Annotated in this window: 19 protein-coding genes; 6 read left to right on the top strand and 13 right to left on the bottom strand. The window is 41.7% G+C overall.

The features are described 5' to 3' along the window. Positions 1 to 80 precede the first annotated feature (80 nt). From FTT76_RS10365 to FTT76_RS10350, 4 genes are all read left to right on the top strand, one after another. The gene (locus FTT76_RS10365) at positions 81 to 704 is read left to right on the top strand and encodes a TetR/AcrR family transcriptional regulator (RefSeq protein WP_143221706.1); all 624 of its coding nucleotides are present in this window, start codon (positions 81 to 83) and stop codon (positions 702 to 704) included. Between the two features lie 153 nt (positions 705 to 857). Then, the gene (gene ppc / locus FTT76_RS10360) at positions 858 to 3,542 is read left to right on the top strand and encodes a phosphoenolpyruvate carboxylase (RefSeq protein WP_180005349.1); all 2,685 of its coding nucleotides are present in this window, start codon (positions 858 to 860) and stop codon (positions 3,540 to 3,542) included. A gap of 297 nt (positions 3,543 to 3,839) precedes the next feature. Continuing rightward, positions 3,840 to 5,144, top strand: a complete 1,305-nt coding sequence (locus FTT76_RS10355; RefSeq protein ID WP_078191643.1) for a solute carrier family 23 protein — start codon at positions 3,840 to 3,842, stop codon at positions 5,142 to 5,144. Between the two features lie 114 nt (positions 5,145 to 5,258). Then, the gene (locus FTT76_RS10350; RefSeq protein WP_180190477.1) at positions 5,259 to 6,167 is read left to right on the top strand and encodes a LysR family transcriptional regulator; all 909 of its coding nucleotides are present in this window, start codon (positions 5,259 to 5,261) and stop codon (positions 6,165 to 6,167) included. A 3-nt stretch (positions 6,168 to 6,170) separates the two neighbouring features. On the opposite strand, the gene FTT76_RS10345 is transcribed toward FTT76_RS10350, so the two are convergent. The 8 genes from FTT76_RS10345 to ilvD (FTT76_RS10305) all read right to left on the bottom strand — a co-directional run bounded on the left by FTT76_RS10345 (position 6,171) and on the right by ilvD (FTT76_RS10305) (position 14,729). Beyond that, on the bottom strand, positions 6,171 to 6,908 hold the full coding sequence (locus FTT76_RS10345) for a sulfite exporter TauE/SafE family protein (RefSeq protein ID WP_180190476.1): 738 nt from the start codon (positions 6,906 to 6,908) through the stop codon (positions 6,171 to 6,173). Between the two features lie 159 nt (positions 6,909 to 7,067). Then, entirely contained in the window at positions 7,068 to 7,730 is a 663-nt protein-coding gene (locus tag FTT76_RS10340; protein ID WP_180049575.1) for a hypothetical protein, read from the bottom strand. A 61-nt stretch (positions 7,731 to 7,791) separates the two neighbouring features. Continuing rightward, positions 7,792 to 7,974, bottom strand: coding sequence for an IS3 family transposase (locus tag FTT76_RS10335; RefSeq protein ID WP_373685654.1), 183 nt, complete (start codon positions 7,972 to 7,974; stop codon positions 7,792 to 7,794). A 267-nt stretch (positions 7,975 to 8,241) separates the two neighbouring features. After that, a complete protein-coding gene (locus FTT76_RS10325; RefSeq protein WP_180049577.1) occupies positions 8,242 to 8,556 on the bottom strand; it encodes a hypothetical protein in 315 nt (104 codons plus the stop codon). Positions 8,557 to 8,784: 228 nt separating this feature from the next. Further along, entirely contained in the window at positions 8,785 to 9,072 is a 288-nt protein-coding gene (locus FTT76_RS10320; protein WP_078191648.1) for a chorismate mutase, read from the bottom strand. Further along, positions 9,053 to 10,375: a hypothetical protein gene (locus FTT76_RS10315; RefSeq protein WP_180049579.1), complete on the bottom strand. Its 1,323-nt coding sequence runs from the start codon at positions 10,373 to 10,375 to the stop codon at positions 9,053 to 9,055. Before FTT76_RS10315 ends, FTT76_RS10320 begins: the two co-directional genes overlap by 20 nt. Positions 10,376 to 10,526: 151 nt before the next feature. Then, complete coding sequence (gene ilvD / locus FTT76_RS10310) at positions 10,527 to 12,212, bottom strand: dihydroxy-acid dehydratase (protein ID WP_180049581.1); 1,686 nt, start codon at positions 12,210 to 12,212, stop codon at positions 10,527 to 10,529. A 687-nt stretch (positions 12,213 to 12,899) separates the two neighbouring features. Beyond that, positions 12,900 to 14,729 (bottom strand): dihydroxy-acid dehydratase, encoded by a 1,830-nt coding sequence (ilvD, locus tag FTT76_RS10305; protein ID WP_180107271.1) that lies wholly within the window; start codon positions 14,727 to 14,729, stop codon positions 12,900 to 12,902. A gap of 437 nt (positions 14,730 to 15,166) precedes the next feature. Between ilvD (FTT76_RS10305) and fmt the strand changes: the two genes are divergently transcribed. Continuing rightward, positions 15,167 to 16,126 carry a methionyl-tRNA formyltransferase gene (fmt, locus tag FTT76_RS10300; protein WP_180190475.1) on the top strand — a complete coding sequence of 320 codons (960 nt, stop codon included), beginning with the start codon at positions 15,167 to 15,169 and terminating at the stop codon, positions 16,124 to 16,126. Then, positions 16,126 to 17,433 (top strand): 16S rRNA (cytosine(967)-C(5))-methyltransferase RsmB, encoded by a 1,308-nt coding sequence (gene rsmB, locus FTT76_RS10295; protein ID WP_180049583.1) that lies wholly within the window; start codon positions 16,126 to 16,128, stop codon positions 17,431 to 17,433. Before fmt ends, rsmB begins: the two co-directional genes overlap by 1 nt. A gap of 74 nt (positions 17,434 to 17,507) precedes the next feature. Here rsmB and FTT76_RS10290 read toward each other — a convergent pair whose 3' ends face one another. From FTT76_RS10290 to FTT76_RS10270, 5 genes are all read right to left on the bottom strand, one after another. Further along, positions 17,508 to 17,615, bottom strand: a complete 108-nt coding sequence (locus FTT76_RS10290) for a methionine/alanine import family NSS transporter small subunit (protein ID WP_078194501.1) — start codon at positions 17,613 to 17,615, stop codon at positions 17,508 to 17,510. A 1-nt stretch (position 17,616) separates the two neighbouring features. Next, positions 17,617 to 19,101, bottom strand: coding sequence for a sodium-dependent transporter (locus FTT76_RS10285; RefSeq protein ID WP_111885142.1), 1,485 nt, complete (start codon positions 19,099 to 19,101; stop codon positions 17,617 to 17,619). A 367-nt stretch (positions 19,102 to 19,468) separates the two neighbouring features. Beyond that, positions 19,469 to 19,999: a DUF1287 domain-containing protein gene (locus FTT76_RS10280; protein ID WP_373685453.1), complete on the bottom strand. Its 531-nt coding sequence runs from the start codon at positions 19,997 to 19,999 to the stop codon at positions 19,469 to 19,471. A gap of 117 nt (positions 20,000 to 20,116) precedes the next feature. Then, positions 20,117 to 21,562, bottom strand: a complete 1,446-nt coding sequence (locus tag FTT76_RS10275) for an aldehyde dehydrogenase family protein (RefSeq protein WP_180049585.1) — start codon at positions 21,560 to 21,562, stop codon at positions 20,117 to 20,119. A gap of 360 nt (positions 21,563 to 21,922) precedes the next feature. Then, positions 21,923 to 23,296, bottom strand: coding sequence for an MFS transporter (locus FTT76_RS10270; RefSeq protein WP_180049587.1), 1,374 nt, complete (start codon positions 23,294 to 23,296; stop codon positions 21,923 to 21,925). Positions 23,297 to 23,979 lie beyond the last annotated feature (683 nt).

Below are 23,979 nucleotides of genomic sequence, written 5' to 3'. Positions count from 1 at the left end.
AATAAACCATGCGGTACATTAATTAGATTAATTATCCGAAATCAATGACCTTTTCGCCTTTTTTGGAATTTTTTCAGCAAATGAATGTCGGCCGCCCGAAAGACTTAGAAAAACGACAACGGATTTTAGAGTCTGCAAAACAATTATTTTTAGAAATGGGCTATCACGGTTGCAGCATGAATCAGATTGCGCAACATGCAGGGGTCACCAAACTGACGGTCTATAACCATTTTCAGGACAAAGCCACTTTATTTACCAGTGCAATTGAAGATACCTGTGAATATATTTTAAATACTCGCCCGCGACATCTGCACAGCGAAAGTCATTTTATGCAGGCTTTCGTAGAAATTTGTGAGTTGGGGCTGAACATCATGAATTTGCCAGAAGCCATTAAACTGGACTTATTACTTTTGGAGTTGGCTGCCGAACACAGTCCCTTGGTGGAACAGTTTTTCCGTGCCTCACATTTGAAAATGCGCCAAGTCTGGGAGAATTTCTTTCAAGACGCAGCAGCTTTAAATTTCATTCAGCAGGATAATCCTGCCCGACAAACTGAACTGATTGTGTCGCTACTGATGGGACTACGCCATCAAGAAGTCTTATTGGGCATGCGCCCAGTACCTGAAACAGCAGAGCGACAGGCCATTATTCACTCTGCCATCGACATCTTTATGCTGAAATATCAACTCGGCACACAGAGCTAAGCATTTTCTGAAATATTTCAAGGCTAAACTGAAACAAATGGCATAGCTATTGCTCATTTACCTAGAAAAGTCATCCGACTTTTGTCTGTACCCCCCTTTTGCCACAGCACTTTCGGGGTATAGTCGAGACAGGAATACGCGGAGAAATAACAAATGATTCAACAAATTGATGCTCCATTACGTGAAGACGTGCGCTTACTGGGCAATTTATTAGGTGAAACCCTAAAGCAGCATGCAGGACAAGATTTGTTTAATCAGGTAGAGCAAATTCGTGCTTTGTCTAAAGGCGCACGCGATGGACAAGTTGAAGCCGAAAAACAGTTAGAACAATTATTTTTAAATTTAAAAGATGAAGAAATTCTGCCACTGACCCGTGCATTTACGCACTTTCTCAACTTTGCCAATATTGCCGAACAATACAATGTGGTACGTAGCCGTCGCCAAAGTGAGTTTGATGAGCAAGCACCTTCACCGAATCCACTCGATCATTTATTTGAAAAATTTAAAAGCAATAACATCAGTGCGGAACAACTGTTCCAACAAATTTGTGAATTAAAAATTGAATTGGTCCTGACTGCACATCCAACCGAAGTCAGCCGCCGTACCTTGATCCAAAAATATGATGGGATTAATGATTGCCTGTTTAAAATGGATCAACAAAAACTTACGCCACGCGAACGCAAAGCCGTACTGGATGATTTAAAACAACTAATTTGCTCGGCATGGCAAACGGATGAAATTCGTCAACATCGCCCGACGCCTGTCGACGAAGCTAAATGGGGCTTCACGACCATTGAACAGACCTTGTGGAATGCTGTACCCAAATTCATGCGTGAATTGGATGGCATGGTTCAAGATCATTGTGGCAAGACGTTGCCTTTAAATGTTGCCCCTGTGCGCTTTGCGTCATGGATGGGCGGTGACCGTGATGGTAACCCAAACGTCACCCATAATATTACTCAAGAGGTGCTGTGGCTTTCACGTTGGAAAGCTGCCGACTTGTATTTACGCGATATCGAAGACCTGCGCTGGGAACTTTCGATTCAAGAATGCAGCAAAGAGCTTAGTGATGCCTTGGGTCATTTCCACCCTGAACCGTATCGTGAATATCTACGTGATGCGCGGGAACGCCTCAAAGCCACTCGTCACTGGTTGGCACTAAAACTCCGTGGCGAAGATGCTGACGATAGCCAAGTCATTAAAAGCCGCCATGAGCTGCTCGATCCACTATTGGTTTGCTACCGTTCACTGATTGACAGCGGTTTACCTGAAATTGCCAATGGTCAGTTACTCGACTTTATTCATCGGGTAAATTGTTTCGGTATCGAATTACTCAAATTAGATATCCGTCAGGAATCCACGCGTCATCGCCAAGCGATTTCTGCCATTACCGAATATTTAGGTTTAGGTAATTTTGAAACATGGACGGAGCAAGCCCGTCAAAACTTCTTAATTCAGGAACTGCAAAGCAAACGCCCACTGCTACCGAAGTTTTTAAATGAGCCGAAACAAAGTCTGATTGAACATCCAGATGTACAAGAAGTCTTTGCGACCATGCGCACTTTGGCAGAACAGCCACCTGAAAGTTTAGGGGCTTATATTATTTCCATGGCAGAGCATCCGAGCGATGTCTTGGCCGTATTGTTACTGCAAAAAGAAGCGGGCATCAAACAAGCGCTACGCGTTGTGCCACTGTTTGAAACTTTAAAAGATTTGGATGGTGCCGCCCGTACCATGAATACCCTATTCAATATGCATTGGTATAAGCAGCATATTCAGGGTAAACACGAAGTGATGATTGGCTATTCAGACTCAGCCAAAGATGCGGGCTTTATGTCGGCAAACTGGGCGCAGTATCGTGCGCAGGAAGAATTAACTGCGGTTGCGAAAAAGCATGATGTGCAACTGACATTATTCCATGGCCGTGGCGGTTCAATCAGCCGTGGTGGTGCGCCGACACAGCAAGCGCTGTTTTCACAGCCACCAGGCTCGATTTCAGGGGCGATCCGTGTCACAGAACAAGGGGAAATGATTCGCTTCAAGTTTGGATTAGAAGGCATTGCCTTACAAAACTTGGAAATTTACACCGCTGCGACCTTAGAAGCGACCTTATTGCCACCGCCTGAACCGAAACAGGAATGGCGTCAGCTCATGCACAGCATGACGGATCTGTCGGTACAGGTGTATCGTCAAACCGTGCGTGAAAATCCGCATTTTGTAAAATACCTACGGACTGTAACGCCAGAACTGGAACTACAAATGTTACCGCTCGGCTCACGCCCAGCCAAACGTAAAGTTAGCGGTGGGATTGAGTCTTTACGTGCGATTCCTTGGGTGTTCGCATGGACGCAAATCCGTTTGATGCTACCTGCTTGGCTTGGTACAGGTGCTGCGATTAATCAAGTGATTGATCAAGGTCAAAAGCAGACACTCGAAGAAATGTTAGAGCAATGGCCGTATTTCCAAACCCTGATTGATATGTTGGAAATGGTCTTGTCCAAAGCCGATGGTCATGTGGCGCTTTATTATGAGTCTCATCTGACGGATGACGCAGACCTCAAACAGTTGGGCGAAGAGTTACGTCAGCGTTTACGTGATGCGGTACAAACGCTATTAGCACTCAAAGGTGAATCGAAATTACTCAGCAGTAACGATGTGCTCGACCAATCCATGAAAGTACGTAAGCCCTATCTACTGCCGCTACATTTACTACAAGCCGAGTTAATGAAACGCCGTCGTGCTTATTTGGCAGCACGCCAAGCAGAAAATACGCCTGTTGATCATGCCTTGATGGTAAGTATTGCCGGTATCGCTGCCGGTCTACGTAATACTGGCTAAAACTTCCAACCCCAAACGAAGCACATCCATGGATGTGCTTTTTTTTTAAGCAATCACTTTAGCTTTAAATTGTTTAGGAATATATAAAATAAGAAAAATTTATGAACTAAGATAAAAAACCAACAATGATTAATTACATGATTTAACATTAATTTTACATATAAAAAACTTTTACCACTTGGTAAAAATACATGTAAAGTCAGGTAATTAATTTGAACAAAATATTTTTAAAAGTAATTAAATCTTCTAAAAAACAAGAGTATGATGTGCACAATTTATCTTTTGAGTGCTCATTTTATGTCCAATTGGTTTCCCAAATGGCGCCCATACGAAGGCAATATTGATGCACGTCCTGTCGGTACCAATGAGTATCTTCCGCCTGTGCAAAGTGTTGTATTGGGGATACAGCATGCCTTTGCAATGTTTGGTGCAACGGTTCTTGCACCATTCTTGATGGGCTTTGATGCCAACCTTGCAATTTTAATGTCGGGCATCTGTACCATCTTGTTCTTCTTTATGACTGGTGGTCGTGTACCAAGTTATCTGGGCTCAAGCTTTGCCTTTATTGGTGTGGTCATTGCCGCAACAGGTTATGCAGCGTCAGGTACTGGCGCGCCAAATGCCAATATCGCGATGGCTGCTGGCGGGATTATGGCCTGCGGTATTTTATATGCCATTTTTGGTTTTATCGTGATGGCAACGGGTACCCGTTGGATTGAAAAACTCATGCCACCTGTAGTGACAGGTGCAGTGGTGATGATCATTGGTCTCAACCTTGCCCCAGTGACCATTAAAGGGGTTGCCGGTAATAACTTTAATATGTGGATGGCTTTAGTAACCGTACTATGTATGGGTTCAATTGCTGTGTTCACCAAAGGTTTATTACAACGTCTATTACTCTTAGTTGGCCTTCTACTCGCTTACTTGGTGTATTACATCATTTCCAATGTCATGGGTCATGGCACACCAATCAATTTCGTTCCCGTACAAGAAGCCGCTTGGTTTGGTGTTCCGCACTTCCATTCACCCGTCTTTGACTTCAATGCCATGCTCATCATTGCACCGATTGCGTTGATTTTGGTTGCAGAAAACCTTGGTCACATCAAAGCTGTAGGTGCGATGACAGGTGAAAATCTCGATCCGCACATTGGTAAAGCCTTCGTTGCAGATGGTGTTGCAACCACACTTTCAGGCGGTGTCGGCGGTCCGGGTATGACAACCTATGGCGAAAATATTGGTGTGATGGCGGTAACACGTGTTTACTCGACCATCGTATTTGTATTTGCGGGTGTATTCGCCATCTTCCTTGGTCTTTCTCCAAAGTTTGGTGCGATTATTCATACTATTCCGCAAGCCATTTTGACAGGTGCATCGATTGTTGTATTTGGTCTAATTACCATTGCAGGTGCGAAAATCTGGATTGAAAACAAAGTCGATTTCTCAAAAAATAAAAACCTGATGGTGGCAGCAGTCACGATTATTTTAGGTACAGGTGACTTTGCACTTCAATTTGGTAACTTCAACTTAGGTGGTATTGGTACTGCTACATTTGCAGCGTTGATTTTGAACTGGTTCTTTAGCTTGGGCGACAAATCAGAATAAGCCCCAAGACATTTAAAAAAGAATACAACATTCATTTGAAAAGCGGCCGAAAGGTCGCTTTTTTTTATAGCTACTCTTTCGGTAAGATAAGGCATTAGCCAAGGAATACACCGTATGCGACTGGATTTGTTCGACCTTCAATTGGTACTGCACATTGTTGACAGCGGTAGTCTGACCAAAGGCGCTGCTCGTTCTGCCATCTCGCTACAAGCAGCCAGTGAACGAATTAAAAAACTCGAACAGCATTACCGCACGGCTCTGTTCACTCGCCAAGCCAAAGGAGTCAAACTGACCCTTGCCGGTCAAACCTTGGTTGAACATGCGCAGCGCATCTTGCGTGAGGGGCAACAATTAGAACACGCTATGCTGCCCTTTGCTCACGGGCTGAGTTCCAATATGACCTTATGGTGTAATTCATCTGCACAAAGTGAATATTTACCGGTCTTGCTACCACGTTATTTGCTAGAAAATCCCAACACACAAATTGAGCTGCATGAAGCCGAGTCTAAAGACATCATTGCAGCGATTGAACAAGGCAATGCACAACTAGGTCTAATTTCGGGTTTCTTTAAATCCGAAAAGTTACAAACACTTGAGTTTGCAAATGATCCTTTGGTACTGATTTGTCCTCTAACTCATGAATTGGCCTCGATATCTAGCGTCAAACCCGCAGAGATTTTAAATTATCCCTTTGTCGGTTTGATGCAATATCATTCCTTGCAACAATCGATCGAGGCACAAGCCAAATTATTCGGCTGTGAAATTCAGTATCGGCTGCGTTTGCCGAACTTTGCCGCGATCGCGCAAGTGATAGCGAATGGTGTGGGCGTTGCCATCATGCCAAAACGTGCGGCCCAACGATTAATCAGTTTGTATGCCTTTGCACAAGTTGAGCTCAGCGGTGAATGGGCCAATCGAAAACTGCTCCTCACCGCACGTAATTTTGATGATCTACCCTTAAATTATCAGCATTTTAGTCAGTTTCTACTGTCACAAAAATCTGCGTTGGATAGCGAAGTCTAGGCTTTAAATCACGCCAAACTGGTGCAGCATCATATAGCTACCGAGGGCAATCAACCCGATAAAAAACACCTTACGGAATTTTTGTTCTGGAATGCGGTAACGGATTTTTTTCCCTGCCCACATGCCAATGAGCGCTGGAATCAGTGCCATGGCTGACATAGCATAATCAATCGGAAGATATTCCACAGGATTTTGCTGTAAGAACACTGCCAAACAAATGGTTGATGTGGTAAAGGCCAAACCGAGTGACTGTACGAGATCATCGCGTTTGAGCTGCAAACCTTGCAAATATGGCACCACAGGGATCACCACCACACCGGTCGCAACAGTCAGCGCTCCACCGAGATAACCGATCATTGGAGATAGCCATTTTTCATGTGGTGCAAAGTTCGGCAAGCTTTTAGCACAAAGCCCATACAATCCATATAGTGCCAACATGCCCCCCAGTAAAGCTTCACTTTTAAATTCACCATGTCCTAAAGTTGGAAAAATACTCCAAATTGAACCGACGATAATCCCAAGTAACAAGGGCCAAAAGCGTTGAATTAGTCGCAGCACCTGCCCTTCGGCAAATAATTGCCAAAAGTTGGTGACCATAGATGGAATGATTAATAACGTCGCTGCCTGAAATGGACTGATCACCATGGTGAGTAAGCCCATCGATACCGCAGGCAGGCCTAACCCAATCGTGCCTTTAATTAGACCTGCGATTGCAAAAACTGTGATGACGAACCAAATCATGGCGAAACTCACTGAAGAATTGGTTCTATGCTATGCAATTCAGGCGCTTTGAAAAATCAGTGTTTTTGGAATAGAGCCTCAATGAAAAGTTGAGGCTATGCTTAAAATCAACTATAGACAAGGTAGTTGGATTCAATAAAAAAATAATTACAATTTATTTTAATTACTGTCATAACTACTCATTTGCTCTTCAGCTAATTCATAAGAACTTTCGAATTGATATTTCACCGTTTCATCTTGAATCGAATCAATAAATTTTTTTATTTTATTTTTATATTCAACGTTCCCAGATTTATACATTGATAGCAAATAGCCCCACTCACCATAAATATACTGAGGGTCATTTTTTGATACTTTCCTTAATTCTTCTTTTAAAATCAATGCTAAATCGGAATAACATTTTTCATATTCATCTTTCGATCTTTTAGCATAATAGCTTAACTCACACTGAGTCACTAAAAGTTCCTGACTGAAAGAGTCCTTTAACATTTTATTATTAAGATTATAAGCCTCTTCATACATGCCTGTTGCTAAGTAGATTTGCATTTCAATCTTTTGTCGTTCTTGATCATTCGTGATCTTTTTTATTTCAGACAAACTATCTTTCATTACTTTATCTGCGTTTTCTTTATCTCTCAGATTAAGTTTATTAATAGTATTTTTATAATCATTTATTATAGCTGTATCTTCTTTAGACAGCGTTGAAATTGATTCTTTTTTTTGAGCTTCTTTAACTTCATTCTGATTCAAACTAATTTTCTCAGACGAACAAGCAGTACTACCGAATATCAAAATGGTTAAGAAAATAAAAAAATGCTTCATCAAACTTTTCTCGATACAGAGTTTAAGGTTAAGACATGAGTTTTAAAGCTAAGAAATGATCCTAGACAGTATCGTGGACAACAGATCCCTCTAAATTCTTAAAATATTTCTGTTCAAAGGCTTCAGGACTTAACTTGCCAATTGCAGAATGCCTTCTGATTCGATTGTAGTAAATTTCAATATATTCAAACACGAAAGCATTAGCTTCCCTGAGCTGCTTGACGTCTTTTTCTAAGTCTAGAATACACTGTTGTCTTGCTGGAAGTTGACGTTTGCTTGAACCAACTGGATTAGCTTAGCAAATCCAGTTATCTAAGGTTGATACCCTACACCTAATTTATGGGCGATTGAAACTACAGACTCGTGTGAGTTTGAAAGCGCATAATAATTAGCTTGTTTATATTTTTAGACTACAGCGTTTAGCTATTTTTATATCTCTAAAGTTAACCTTACTTTATCTTTAGAGGGAAAATGTGCCCATTATTTTGTCTAGGATCAAACGACTATCTATTTATTCAGGATCTAAGTAGATAATTCCCACATCAATTTTATTAAGATGGTCAAAGCCTGCCCTATCTTCGGCAACTTGATCTACATAGAGGTCAGCATATTCAATTCTTTTTGTTTGATAATTAGGGAATGAAAAAAATAAATCTCCTGTACTATTAGCATAATCTACTGGAGGTTTCTTTAAATAGTATTTTTCAGTTTTAGCAGCAATAAAGAATTTTCCATTCGCATCTAATTTAGTATCAGGATCTGAAAGAATACCATTTACGCCAATATATCCTAATTTGTTTTTTAGAGGTAACTGGCTTTGTTGCATAAATATGTAAGCATCTGATTTAAATAAATTTAATTTTGGATCAAAAAATAATCAAAACCTTTAAAATCATATAGTTATGAAATCTTTGTGCAACAAAGCCTAATTGGATAAAGAATAACAAATAAAAAAATTAATAAAATTTCAAAATGTAAATCAAATCATTATTTTTCAGTTGGTGATATTAAAAAAGAACATTAATAAATTTGATCTAATCTCAAAAACTAAAAATTACGGTCGAATCTCTTTCAACTCACGTTGAATAAAATGCTGAATCATATCGCGGTATAAACGTTCCACAATATCTGCATTTACACCGTGCTCTGTGGCTTGTAGACGAATTTTACTTATCACCGCTTCGACACGTTCTGGTGATTGAACATCCTGTACTGAACGCTTAAAACGCACCGCTTGATCGACATAAAACTGACGTGCAGCAATGAGCTCAATAATCCCCTGATCAATCACATCAATCTGTGCGCGGGCTTGCTCTAATGACTCAACTTTTTCTTTCTTCATCTTCTCTGGCTTCACTTTCAGCGGTGTTTTCACTTTTATACTTCTCTTCTAACACATTACTGAAAATACTTTCAATCATCCAAACGCGGTATAAGCTATTAAATACATAGCTTTGACCTGCAATACGTAATTCTAAAACAGGAAAATCGGGCTGTGACTTCATCTCACAGTGCATATCATTTTCTTTTAATTTTTCAGCAATATCGTTAGTAGTCAGTTCAGAAATCTCTAACTCATACTGTAAAGCCTGAAAATGTGCTTTGAAGGATAAATCACGCCCTTTGGTCCATACGGCTTCCAAAATACGATACATCACATCAATACGCTGCTCTTCGGGCGCACTGTAGTAAAGCTGTGACATAGCTAATGTCGCAGCTTCTGTAGGCCGGCAAAATGGCGTGAACTTAACTTCTGTCCGTTTAGACAGACGTGTTGCCAAACTCCAATCAAACAGATCACGACCGTGATACGACAATGGATACACATTCAGCTGAATATTATAATAGTCCGCCAATTCCTCACGAATATAAGCCAACAGTAACCATGAAATCGGATCTTCCATCGCGATGTAGAGATCAAGCTCAGGATCGAGTCCCTGAATTTCATTCAACTCTTCTGCATCACTGATCAGGTGCTCACGCCATTCAATATGATTGATCATAAAGATCGGGTTATCTGTCAGGAGTTTTTGTTGTTTTAAACGGCGCGTTAAACGAAGTAAATCATCTACCGCATGGTACTTACGTTCGCCAAATTCAAAATAACCCGTCAAAATTGGTAAGTCAGAAAAGATCCGTTCTGGAAAATCTTGAGCTTTATGATGACGGCTGGCCATCGCATACAGTGTTCTCAGCTTGCCATACTGCTTTTGCCACAACATGTGGAACACATCTTCAAGTAAATAGAGAAAATCTTGGCCACGTAATGGGGTATTTTTTAGAATAATTTCGGCTTGTTCTAAAGCTTCAGCGGTCGGTTGTTCAGGTGTTTCATGAAAACTAAAACGATGCTGCCGCGCTAAAATTTGGGCATCATTCAGACAATATTGTTGCCATTCAATCGATGACATTTGATTAGGAGGTTCTGCACTCTGACGACAAATAATCACTTTTAGTGGCTTAATTTCATCACTGAGAATTTCTTCTAATTGAGGCAGTTGCTGCGCAGCCAAATAGCTATAGACATCATCCAGTCGAAGATAAACACTCAGACCTTGTTCCGTGGGTAACACCGCTTGTCGGGTCGGTTTCTGATAAAACCAACTCGATCGGATTGGATCGAACCAACGGCGTAACAGTGACATGCGTTTTTTGCCTCAAAATGATGAATTGTGCTGAGCACTGCCAGCACATGCTTAAATTCAACTTCTATTATGAAGCTGTTTTAAATGAGATATAAGCCTTGTGCAAAACTTATATCAAGTCAGGGCTAAATGTTCAATGTTTAACAATGGATTAGACGTCTAGATTTAGGTCAGTCACCGCACCTTTCTCCGCACCAGAGGTCAGCTTGGCAAATTTAGCCAAAGCGCCATGGGTATAATTCGGTTTCGGTTTGACCCAGGCCGCGCGACGTGCAGCAAGTTCATCCTCAGCCACATGCCACGTCATTTCACGGGTTTCAGCGTTAATTGATATTTTATCGCCGTTTTTGACCAAGCCAATTGGGCCGCCTTCATAGGCTTCTGGTGTCACATGACCAATCACAAAACCATGGCTGCCGCCCGAGAAACGCCCATCGGTCAACAGTGCGACGGATTGGCCTAGACCTTTACCAATAATCGCTGAAGTCGGTTTCAGCATTTCAGGCATACCCGGTCCGCCTTTCGGCCCAACACCGCGGATCACCACCACTTCACCTTCTTGTACTTCGCCATCTAAAATACCGCGCATGGCACCCTGCTCACCCTCAAATACCCGCGCAGGCCCTTCAAAATATAGCCCTTCTTTACCGGTAATTTTAGCCACTGCACCCGTCGGTGACAGATTGCCTTTCAGTACCACCAAGTGCGAATCCTTTTTGATCGGTGCATCAAATGGCAGAATAATTTGCTGACCTTCAGGATAATCCTCTACCTCGGCTAAGTTTTCTGCCAAAGTTTTGCCCGTAACCGTCAGGCAAGAACCATCGAGCATACCTGCCTTCAGCATGCGCTTCATCAGCGGCTGAATACCACCAATGGCGATCAGTTCCGACATTAAATATTTACCCGATGGCCGCACATCGGCCACCACAGGAATGTCTTTGCCAATGCGCGCAAAATCGTCCAAAGACAGTTCCACGCCTGCGGTATGCGCCATGGCAATCAAATGTAGTACGCCATTGGTTGAACCGCCTAAAGCAATCAGCACTTTAATCGAGTTTTCAAAAGCGGCTTTGGTCATAATGTCGCGCGGCTTAATATCGAGACGCAGCAGGTTCATCACGGCTTCACCTGCGCGTTGGCAATCTTCAATTTTATCTGCTGAAACTGCTTCCTGCGCCGATGAACCTGGCAAGCTCATGCCTAAGGCTTCAATCGCTGAAGCCATCGAATTGGCCGTATACATACCGCCGCACGAACCCGGCCCCGGCAGCGCGACTTCTTCAATCTGCTTCACTTGAATTTCATTGATTTCGCCTTTGGCATGCTGACCCACTGCTTCAAATACCGAGATCATGTCGGTATGACCTGCTCCGGGTTTAATGGTGCCACCATAAATAAACAGACCCGGACGGTTTAAACGCGCCAAACCCATGATACAGCCCGGCATGTTCTTGTCGCAGCCGCCTATGGCAATTACGCCATCATAGGCCTGACAGCCCACCACAGCTTCAATAGAGTCGGCAATGATTTCCCGCGACAGCAGTGAATACTTCATACCTTCAGTACCATTGGAAATGCCGTCAGAAATCGTAATAGTATTAAAAATAATGCCTTTACCGCCTGCGGCATTCACCCCGCTTTCAGCTTCACGCGCCAAGCCATCAATATGCATATTACACGGCGTGACATTGGCCCAAGTCGAGGCGATGCCTATAAATGGGCGCTTAAAGTCAGCATCTTGGAAGCCCGTGGCACGCATCATGGAACGTGCAGGCGCATTCTCTATGCCTTCATAAACAGGAGCAGAATGTTCGCGGATATTATTTTTACTCATTGTTCTTCCTTGGCGATCGCTGATTTTGGCTTCAGCTTTGGCGGGTTCTTTTAAATTTATTGTATAGAAAGCGCTCGGCATGTAAAAGAAATTACATCTCAACAAAAGAGATTTTTAGCGCATGCAATACCATTCAATCACATGACAAAGCGACATGGATGTCGCTGTTTTCCTGTATGGCAGGGATGCAATATCAGGAGAACAAAAGATTTTTGTTACTTTGGATCTTTCAAAAGTAAGGGATTGCCTACACAAAGCCATATAAATTATAGCTACTATTCGAGGCTGTCTTTTTAGAATTTTAATGACATCCACTAATTATTAAATTTTATTTAGTTGCTTCAAGAAACATTATTTTTAATCAGATTAAGAAATCTATAACTTAGAATTATTGTCCCATTATTTCATTTAAAAGCTGATTACAGCGGAGTCTTACCTCTATAAAAGCTAATTTTCGGAGCACGTATGTTACTTTTGTTTTGGCAAAAGTAACCAAAACCATTTGTCATCCGCAAAACTCGGCAACTGGTTGCAACTCAAAAATTGATCGCAGAAAAATCCACTTTTAAATTACCGTTTGCCTCAGACAGTTGCGGATGACATTTCCTCGTATCCAATGCAAGTTATGTAGATGTAAATTAAAAAAGCACCCCATGTGGAGTGCTTTTTTATTTGGAGATCTAAAATTTAGATTTCACGTACTGCGCCTTTCGCCGCACTCGTAGTATGCATTGCATAGGCTTTCAATGCTTTCGAAATTTTGCGTGGACGCTCTTCAACTGGATGCCAACCTTTGGCTTCTTGCGCTGCACGGCGAGCCGCCATCGTAGCGTCATCAACAGCTAAGTTGATGGTACGGTTTGGAATATCGATTTCGATTAAATCACCATCTTCCACCAAACCAATTGCACCGCCTTCTGCTGCTTCTGGAGATACGTGACCAATTGAAAGGCCTGATGAACCGCCCGAGAAACGACCGTCAGTCAATAATGCACATTCTTTGCCTAGACCTTTCGATTTTAAGTAGCTGGTTGGGTACAGCATTTCTTGCATACCCGGACCACCACGTGGGCCTTCATAGCGAATCACCACCACATCACCGGCTTTGATTTCATTACCCAAGATCGCCTCTACTGCTGAATCTTGGCTTTCAAACACACGTGCAGTACCATTGAATTTCAAGATTGAATCATCTACACCCGCAGTTTTTACGATACAACCATCGAGCGCAATGTTGCCATAAAGCACAGCTAAGCCACCGTCTTTCGAGAACGCATGTTCAGCATTACGGATCACGCCATTTTCACGGTCACCATCTAGTCGTTGGTAATATCGATCTTGTGAGAATGCAGTTTGCGTTGGTACACCGCCCGGCGCTGAACGGAAGAATTGGTAAACGTCTTCATTTTCAGTACGGATAATGTCCCATTTATCTAAAGCATCTTTTAAGCTTGCTTCGTGAACAGTACCCACAGATGTGTCCAATAAGCCTGCACGGTCTAATTCACCGAGAATGGACATGATACCGCCAGCACGGTGTACATCTTCCATATGTACGTCGTTCTTCGCAGGTGCAACTTTACAGAGTACAGGCACTTTGCGAGATAGACGGTCAATGTCGTCCATCGTGAAATCAACGCCAGCTTCATTGGCTGCAGCCAACAAGTGTAGAACGGTATTGGTTGAACCACCCATCGCGATGTCTAAAGTCATGGCATTTTCATACGAGGCTTTGGTCACCATTTCACGTGGCAATACGCTGTAATCATCTTGTTCATAATGACGTTTAGCCAATTCAACAATTAAAGAGCCTGCGCGTTCGAATAATTTTTTACGGTTTGCATGTGTTGCCAGTGTAGAACCGTTACCCGGTAAAGACAGGCCCAATGCTTCTGTTAAGCAGTTCATTGAGTTTGCGGTGAACATACCTGAGCATGAACCGCAAGTTGGGCATGCAGAGCGTTCGTATTCTGCTACTTCTTCATCGGTATAGTTGTCATCTGCAGCCACAATCATGGCATCAATTAAGTCGATGGCTTTGTCGTTGCCACGGATTTTAACTTTACCCGCTTCCATTGGACCACCAGAGACAAATACCACTGGAATGTTCAAACGCATTGCCGCCATCAACATCCCTGGAGTAATTTTGTCACAGTTGGAAATACATACCATGGCATCGGCACAGTGCGCGCTCACCATGTATTCTACTGAGTCTGCAATCAAGTCACGTGAAGGCAATGAATACAACATGCCATCATGGCCCATCGCAATACCGTCATCGACTGCAATGGTATTGAACTCTTTGGCTACACCGCCTGCTTGCTCAATTTGACGCGCCACGAGTTGACCAAGGTCTTTAAGATGAACGTGACCCGGTACAAATTGAGTAAATGAGTTCACGACGGCAATAATTGGTTTACCGAAGTCTTCATCTTTCATACCAGTTGCGCGCCATAAGCCGCGCGCACCCGCCATATTTCTTCCGTGTGTCGATGTTTTTGAACGATAGTCAGGCATTTTATATTTCCAACAAAGTTTGAGCTTGAAATGAATCCTACAGATTCACTCTGGCTAAATCATACTGACAATGATGTAAAATCAGTCGAATTTTAAACCTATCATACACCAAGCCATTGTTTTTAAAGATGGCTTTTTAAGCTGAGATTTGGGCAGATGGGTCTATAAATAAAACCGAGTGATTTGACGACAAAAATCTTTTAACTGAAATCTACTATACCGCCATCAATGGCTGCACAATACAAAACTTTCATGAATAATTTTTAAATTTTATATAAATATAATTTATTTAAAAATTGCAAATTTGCGATTTTGGGTTATGAAATCATTGAGCTTGGACAGCTTCAAAGTTGCAAAAATCAATTTCTAATGTTCTAAATTACGCATTAATCATTTGCTATAATCCACATATTCAACACAGATTCGGTTCATTCATTTTGAAAATCATCTTTGCCGGTACGCCAGAATTTGCCGCAACAGCACTAGCTGCATTGCTCAAAACACAACATGAAATTGTTGCGGTATACACTCAACCTGACCGCAAAGCTGGACGTGGACAAAAACTCACAGCTTCTGCCGTAAAGCAATTGGCTTTGGAGCACCATATTCCGGTTTACCAACCGCTTCATTTCAAATCATCGACTGAAGAAGGTTTAGCCGCACAAGCGGAATTAAAGGCCTTAAATGCCGATGTTATGGTGGTTGCAGCCTATGGTTTGATCTTGCCGCAAGTGGTGCTAGATACCCCGAAATATGGCTGCCTAAATATTCATGGCTCATTGCTGCCACGTTGGCGTGGTGCAGCACCGATTCAACGTGCCATCGCAACAGGTGATATTGAAACAGGTGTCACCATTATGAAAATGGCAGCCGGACTCGATACAGGCGACATGATGTATAAAACCATCTGCCCGATTGAAGTAACGGATACCTCTGCAACTTTGCATGACAAACTTGCAGAGCAAGGTGCAACTGCAATTGCTGCCGTTTTAGACACTGAACAAACATTGCAGCAATATCTGGACAGCCGTGAAGTCCAAGACGAAGCGTTAACGGTTTATGCACATAAGCTTTCAAAAGCCGAAGCAAAAATTGATTGGTCCATCGATGCTGTACAAATCGATCGTAACATTCGCGCCTTTAATCCATGGCCGGTAGCCTTTATTCAGTTGGATGAACAAAACAACTTACGTGTTTGGCATTCTGAACTTTCTGCTGTGTCTGCACCGAACGCTCAAGCAGGTGAAATCATTGCCATCGACAAAAAAGGCATACACGTTGCCTGTGCCAATGGCAGCGTGATTATTTTGACTTCTTTGCAATGGCCGGGTGCTAAACCACTCAACCCTGTACAAATTTTACAAACCCAAAAATTGACTATTGGACAAATTTTATAATGAAGCAATCTCCCAACGCCTCGACCCGAGACCTTAATTTACGTGCTCAGGTAGTGAAGACGTTATTGGCTGTCCAAAATGGTCAATCGCTGCAATCGGTACTCGCGCAGCAAATGAATATCGTGTCAGATAAAGACCGTGCGTTATTCCATGAATTGGTGCTTGGTTGTTTACGTCAATGGTACGCATTGAAACAACTGACTTTACCATTACTGTCTAAACCAGTAGATAACCAAGTGGTTGAAACCTGTTTATACCTTGGTTTGTACCAATTATTGTGTACCCGTGTCGCAGCTCATGCTGCAATTTCTGAAACGGTGGAAGCTGCAAAACAATTGGGTATGGGAAGTCTAAGTGGCTTAATCAACGCAATTTTGCGCCGTGCAACACGTGAAACAGAACAGTTCTACGACGTACTTGAACAAGCAACCAATTTACCAAGTTGGTTAACCAAACGTCTGAAAAAAGACTGGGGTGAACAATTTGACGAGCTCAGCTATGAGCTTAAACAAATTGCGCCACTGACGTTACGTGTTAATACACGTGAAGTCAGCCGTGATGAATACCTTGATATTTTGCAAGATGAAGGCATCGATGCACATCGCTGTGAACTGTCTGATGTCGGTATCGTGATGGATGAAAGTCTACATATTCCAAGCTTACCGGGCTTTGAAGCAGGTGGTTTTTCGGTACAAGATGAACATGCTCAACTGTGTGCAACACTATTACCAAATCTCGATGGTAAATTTGTGATTGATGCTTGTGCTGCGCCGGGTGGTAAAACCGCACATATTTTAGAGACTTTCCAACCGAAGAAACTCATTGCACTGGATCAAGATGAAAAGCGTCTAAAACGTGTGGTTGAAAACCTTGATCGTTTGGATCTCGATGGTAAACATGTTGAAATTCAGACTGCCGATGCCATCACCTATACTACTCCTGAGCTTGCTGATTGTATCGTGCTCGATGCACCATGTACTGCTGTCGGTGTAATGCGTCGTCATCCTGATATACGTTTACTACGTCAATCGGGCGACATTGCAAAAACTGTAGTGTTACAAAAACAAATTTTGGAAAACATGTGGAAGCAGCTTAAAGTCGGCGGCACGCTGCTTTATATCACATGCTCGATTTTAAAAGCTGAAAATGAACAGCAAATGGTTGAGTTCTTTGCCAATCATGCCGATGCCCAAGAAATTAAAATTGAAGCGGATTGGGGTGTTGAACAAATTCATGGTCGTCAATTGTTCCCGAAAGTGGGTTATGGCGATGGCTTCTTCTACTGCCTCATTCAAAAAACAGCTTAATCTACAATAGAATTTGCTTTTTAGTACCACATAAAAAAGGAACCCTCGGGTTCCTTTTTTATCAACGATGAAGCTTAATCTTCTTCATCTGGATGTTTTGCTAAATGGATCGACGCTAAGATCAAGCCGCCCCAAAGTAAAACCATTGAAATGATCATCATGATTAATGCAGATGTATTCATGTTATTTCTCCTCAGGGTTTTTGTCTTTCATGCAACTAAATACAATGGCACCAAGCACAAAGATCGCAATGACTAAACCGGCTACAGGCAATAACACGTCAACTGGATAACCACCATAGCCTTTAGATGCAACGTCTTTAATGGTTAATCCTAAAGCTACTAATAATGAAAGCGGAGTAACAACCGTTAATAAGAAGTTCCAACCAAAGCCCAATTTGATACTTGAATATTGATTCACATGATCACGTAATTGCGCAAGCAATGGACGACGGAACCACGACACCAAGATAATCGAGAACAAACCACCCGCCACGATACCAATGTTATTGGCAAAGTAGTCAATGATGTCAACGAAAGTAATCGCACTGTGGGTTGAGAAAATTAAGGTCGATACAATGGCAGAACCACCCGCAACAATCGTTACAGCTTTTTTACGTGACCAGCCGAATTTATCTTGGAACGACGCAATTGGCACTTCCAAAATACTCACCATTGAGGTGATCCCTGCTACAGCCAGTGACGAGAAGAACAAGAAACCAAATAAATCGCCGCCAGCACCTAAGCTAGAAATGATTTTCGGGAAAGCAATAAACGCAAGACCAATACCGCCTGAAACCACTTCATTTACAGGTACGCCCGCACTATGTGCCATAAAGCCCAATGCCGCAAAAATACCAATACCCGCTAAAATTTCAAATGATGAGTTGGCTAATGCAACGACTACACCTGAACCGGTCAAGTTGGTTTTTGCTTTTAAGTAAGACGCATAGGTCAACATAATCCCGAAACCAATCGATAACGAGAAGAAGATATGACCAAAGGCTGCTAACCATACTTTATAGTCAGTCATCGCATCCCAGTTTGGCGTAAAGAATGCATTTAAACCTTCTGTAGCACCCGGTAAACGCACTGCTTGAATCACCAAAATCGAGAACAAAATCACCAACAATGGAATAAAGATTTTATTCGAAAGCTCTACACCCTTCTTCACACCACCATATAAAATGAACATGGTAATCGCCCAAACAATCACCAATCCAAAAAATAAGGTCGGTACAAAACCAAAGGCAATTCCATCGGCATTTTGCAAGTAGGTATTAAAGAAGAAGCCTTGCGTATCTTCACCCCATTTTTGACCAATTGAGTAGAAAATATAACTGCCGGCCCATGACAATACGCTGGCATAGTAGATCCCGATGATGAGTGTCACCATCACTTGCCACCAGCCTAATGCCTCACTGTTCATAAGTTTTTTATATGCAGTAGGCGGTGCTTTTCGGAATTTATGCCCCACTGCATAATCTAAGAATAATAAAGGCAAACCCGCTGCAAAAATTGCAATTAAATAGGGAATTAAAAATGCACCGCCACCATTTTCATATGCTACGTAAGGGAAACGCCAAATGTTTCCCAAACCTACAGCGGAACCAATAGCGGCAATGATAAATCCTGATCGTGCCGACCAGTTTTCACGATTATCTGACATAGAACACCTAAACCTCAGGCATCTTTAACTGCTGCTTGTTATGGTTATATCGCGAGCAAAAAAAGAACCATAAAAATAAAATTCTGGGTGTTTGATCTGGTGAGATACCTTGTGAGCGTCTATACCAAATTGCAAACAGAAAAATCACATGCGCATTTTGGTTAAAAACACCACAAATAACTTTCCCTTTGTATGAATTAACAATACTCACTTTTTTTAAGTTTTTCTGTAATTTCTACGGCAAATATTCCATTTTTATAATGTGTTTAGGCTTAAATGTTCATTTAATCAGCTTATTTTTCATACAATTTAAGTTATCAATAATATAACTTTTAGGAATATCTTATTTCCAATTAAATTTTTAAAGTTATTTCACTCGATAATGTCCGGTAATTTGATAGGCATGTAAAATATCTTCTTCCTGTGTGCCCTCTCCAATATTATGGATGATGAGCGGAACATCGCTAGCTTTCACTTTACGATCTGAAACCACGCCGATATGCACTAAACCACGTCCTAAGTCCCAAGTGACAATATCTCCTGCCAAATACTGCTTATCTTTGACAACATAACCCTGACGTTGCATCCATGTTTGAATATTGGGAACACGCCGATGATCAATATTTTTATCGGTTCCTTTTAAGCCCCATTTTTGTGGATACTGCTTAAAATTGGCTTTCATATCTTCATGAATGGTTTGTTGTAAATCAATCCCTTGCTGTCGTAATGCACGAATTACCACGTCGGTACAAACACCCTTGATTAAAGGGACATCTCCCATTGGATAACGCAGTGCAGTATACGCAGGATCATAATATAAGGTTTTCCCAATTTGACTGCGTGCATCCGTCACCATTTGAGTGGCGTTAAAGGCAAAGACAGCCATATTCACGGTCATCAAACTGACCAATAATAAAATTCGTTTCATTTTTCTTATTCACTTTAGATTTTTTGAAATGATTCAAAAACTGGGCTTCGAACAGATCCATGCTAAACCAAGCCCATGTTTAAACGGCTACAATTTTATCGCCAATACGCGTTCTTCTTGCATATCTCGAATGGCAGACTGAATTCCTTCACGGCCTAAGCCAGAATCTTTTACGCCACCATAAGGCATGTTATCGACACGGAAAGATGGAATGTCATTAATAATCACTCCACCGACATCTAAGTGATTCCACGCATACAGCATTTTATTCAAATTTTGCGTATAGACGCCCGCTTGTAAACCAAAACGGCTGCTATTAATTTTGGCGATGCCTTTTTCAAAATTTTTGTATTTCTCTAAAATCGCTACAGGGCCAAAGATTTCATCTTTATACACTTCTAGTGATTCATCGACATTTTCCAATAAAATTGGATCGAGCAAAGCCCCCTGATGTTCACCACGAACCAATGCTTTAGCACCTTTTTTTACTGCTTTATCGACCCATTTATGCACGCGTGTTGCTTCCGCTTCCTTAATCATTGGACCGACCATGGTGCTTTCCAACTGAGGATCAGCCGCTTTAAGCTGCTTCATTCTCGCCACAAGTTTTTTCTTCACATCGGCATAGATATCGGCATGCACCAAGATGCGTTGTACGCTGATACATACCTGCCCTGCGTGGTTATACGCCCCACCGACTAAGCGCTCAATAAATGCCGCTGAAATTTCCGTATCAGGCTCAACCAATACCGCAGCGTTGCCACCGAGTTCCAAAGTCACTTTTTTACGTCCCGCACGCGCTTTCATATCCCACCCCACAACATCGGAACCGGTAAAGCTGAGCAGTTTAAATCGGTCGTCAGTGACCAATACATCTGCATGTTCACGTGGACAAGGTAAAACCGAAAAGGCACCTTTAGGTAGATCTGTTTCTGCTAAAACTTCCGCAATTTTTAAAGCTGAAATAGGCGTCAAACTTGCAGGCTTCAACACAAATGGACAGCCTGCAGCAATGGCAGGTGCAATTTTATGCGCAGTCAGATTGATCGGAAAATTAAACGGGCTGATCAACGATACAGGACCAATTGGCACATGTTTAACCATACCTTGATATCCAGATGCTGCTGCGGTAACCGCCAATGGGATCATGCGACCATCATCCATCTGTGTGACAGCATCGGCAGCAATTTGAAAGGTATTGATTAAACGTTCAACTTCAGCAGCTGCGGCTTTACGCGGTTTTCCACCTTCCGCAATTAAAATTTCAGTCAATTCTGCACGCATTTCATTAAAACGTTTAACACAGTGCAGTAAGATTTTTTGTTTTTGAAAAGGTTCCAATGCCGCCATTGCAGCGCTAGATTTAACCGCTGAATCAATGGCTTTTTCAATGGTTGCAGCATCTGCGAGTGCAACGCGTGCATATACGTCTTGGGTATATTTTTGATTCACTTCTAACCACTGATCGGTAGTCGCTGCTTTACCTGCAACATAGAGCGGATAATCTTTTATATCTTGTACGGCTTTGGACATGACGATATTTCCATGATCTTGAGACATTATTGATAAATGTGAATAAATCTATGCCTCTATCATGCGCTGACTGAGCACAGAGTTCACTATATTTAAGTAACAAAATAAACCACAAGCCTCAAACTTGATTACTTATACGCCCTGAACTTCATCCCCTATTTTCAGATCTCGGCTTGTACTGAAAAACGTATGATCGAGTCTCTATATAACAATGAAATTAAATTAGAAAAGGTGTGTAAAATAAAAAAATCTCATTATTTATCAATTTTTTAATAAATTATTCAACCTAAATTCAATGATAAGAATTATGAGTACAACATAAAAAAGCCCATCAAATGACGGGCTTTTTAAATCTATGTTTTAGCTATACGAACGCTGTGTTTTCACTGAAGCCTTATTCACATTTTCTAAAGCGGCAACCTCTTCATCCGTTTGCGCTTTGCGAATAAAGAACACTGCAATCGCTGCGATGACTACTGGAATTCCCACGGCCATAAAGTTAATTTGATGTGGCAATTCTTGTGATAATAAATAGCCGATCAGAATCGGGCCAACAATCGCACCTGTACGACCGACTGCAGATGCCCATCCAATACCTGTCGAACGTACAGACAACGGATAGTACTGTGCAACATAGCTATACAGCAAGATTTGCGAACCAATTGCCGATGCACCTGCGACAGCAACCAAAAGATAGATCACAGGCTGTGGTGAATTAAAGCCGAGTAACGATAGTGCCACAGCACCTGCGAGACATAATGTAATGATCACCGGTTTTAAATGGAATTTGTCAGCTAAAATACCGCCGCCAATCGTACCAATCACCGCACCAATATTCATCGCCAATAGGAAGGTCAAACTGCTACCTAATGAATAACCTGCGGCCATCATTAGTTTTGGTAACCAACTGCCTAATGCATAAAGGGTTAATAGACACATAAAGAAACACAGCCAAAACAACATCGTACTTACGCCACGACCTTGCTTATACAACGCTTTAACAGACGTTCCACCCGGAACCGCAACTTCAGTCAGTTCCAGTTGAGTATTTGCAGTCACCGTTTGCTCAGGTGCAATGGTTTGAATCATACGACGTGCTTCATCGTGACGATTCACCTTCACCAAAAATGTGAGCGATTCAGGTAAAAACTTCCAAGCAAATGGCAGCAGTAACAGTGGAATACCCGCAATGAAGAACATGATTTGCCAGCCATAATCCGCAGTAAACCATGAACCAAATAGAGCCGCCATGATGCCACCCATTGCATAACCACTGAACATAGTTGTCACTAAAGTACTGCGTAGATGCTTAGGTGCATATTCCGAAGTCAATGCCACAAGGTTCGGTAATACCCCACCAATACCAAGTCCAGCAATAAAACGTAAAGCACCAAATTCCGTAGGATTTGAAGCAAAACCACCTAAAAATGTGAATGTACTGAATAAAAATACACAAATCATGATAACTTTTTTACGGCCAATCTTATCAGCCAAAGTACCAAACATCATGGCACCAAACATCATTCCTGCAAGTGCTGTACTCGCTAGCATACCTGCCTGAACAGCTGTTAATCCCCAATCTTTCATCAATAAAGGCAGCGCAACACCATTGATCGCTAAGTCGTAACCATCAAATAAAATAAGAATTAGACACCACATCATGATGCTGAAATGCGATTTTGTGAACTTAGCGTTATCAACAACGCTATTCACATTCATTGTGCTTGTAGACATTGAACCTCACCTCCAATTGTGAGTTTTATTTTTCGCTACAATGCCGTTTTTGACTGTAAATTGTCCAAAATTACAAAGGTATAGACCCATACCTTTCAGATATATCCATGTTGTTTGGGAATAAAATGTCATAAAAACTCGAATATTTTTGAAATATTTATACATAAAAAAGTCGATGGACTGCGGGTCTAGTTTTTATAATGATTAATTATCAATGTGTTATTAGAAGCTAAATCACAATCAGACGATAGATTATTTGATATGAAAATTGTCAGAATAAAACTCAAATTTTATAGAAAAAAATCGCAGCTCTACGATCTAAGTCGTAGATTTCTAAATCATAAGTCATCAAGCATCACTTAAGTCGATAATTAGGCATTTAAACGGTTGTTTTGGCTTACTTACATTCAGGTTTTACGGCATTTAAAGCTGAGAATTCCTTAAATTGATGATTTTTTGAATGCATTGATTGTCTAATAATCACCCATGTTTAGATGATTCAAGCATCAATTTATCTATATTTTTCTCCTTTTCCCTTTTTCCTTTTTTCTCCTTGCATAAAAAAACACCCCCTGAGATATCAGGGGGTGTTTCGAATAATGAGCTGGCGATGACTTACTCTCACATGGGTAACCCCACACTACCATCAGCGCTAAGAGGTTTCACTTCTGAGTTCGGGAAGG

It is taken from the genome of Acinetobacter sp. YH01009 (assembly GCF_013420765.1).
Lineage (GTDB): Bacteria > Pseudomonadota > Gammaproteobacteria > Pseudomonadales > Moraxellaceae > Acinetobacter > Acinetobacter amyesii.
This window is presented reverse-complemented; position numbering and strand designations above follow the sequence as displayed.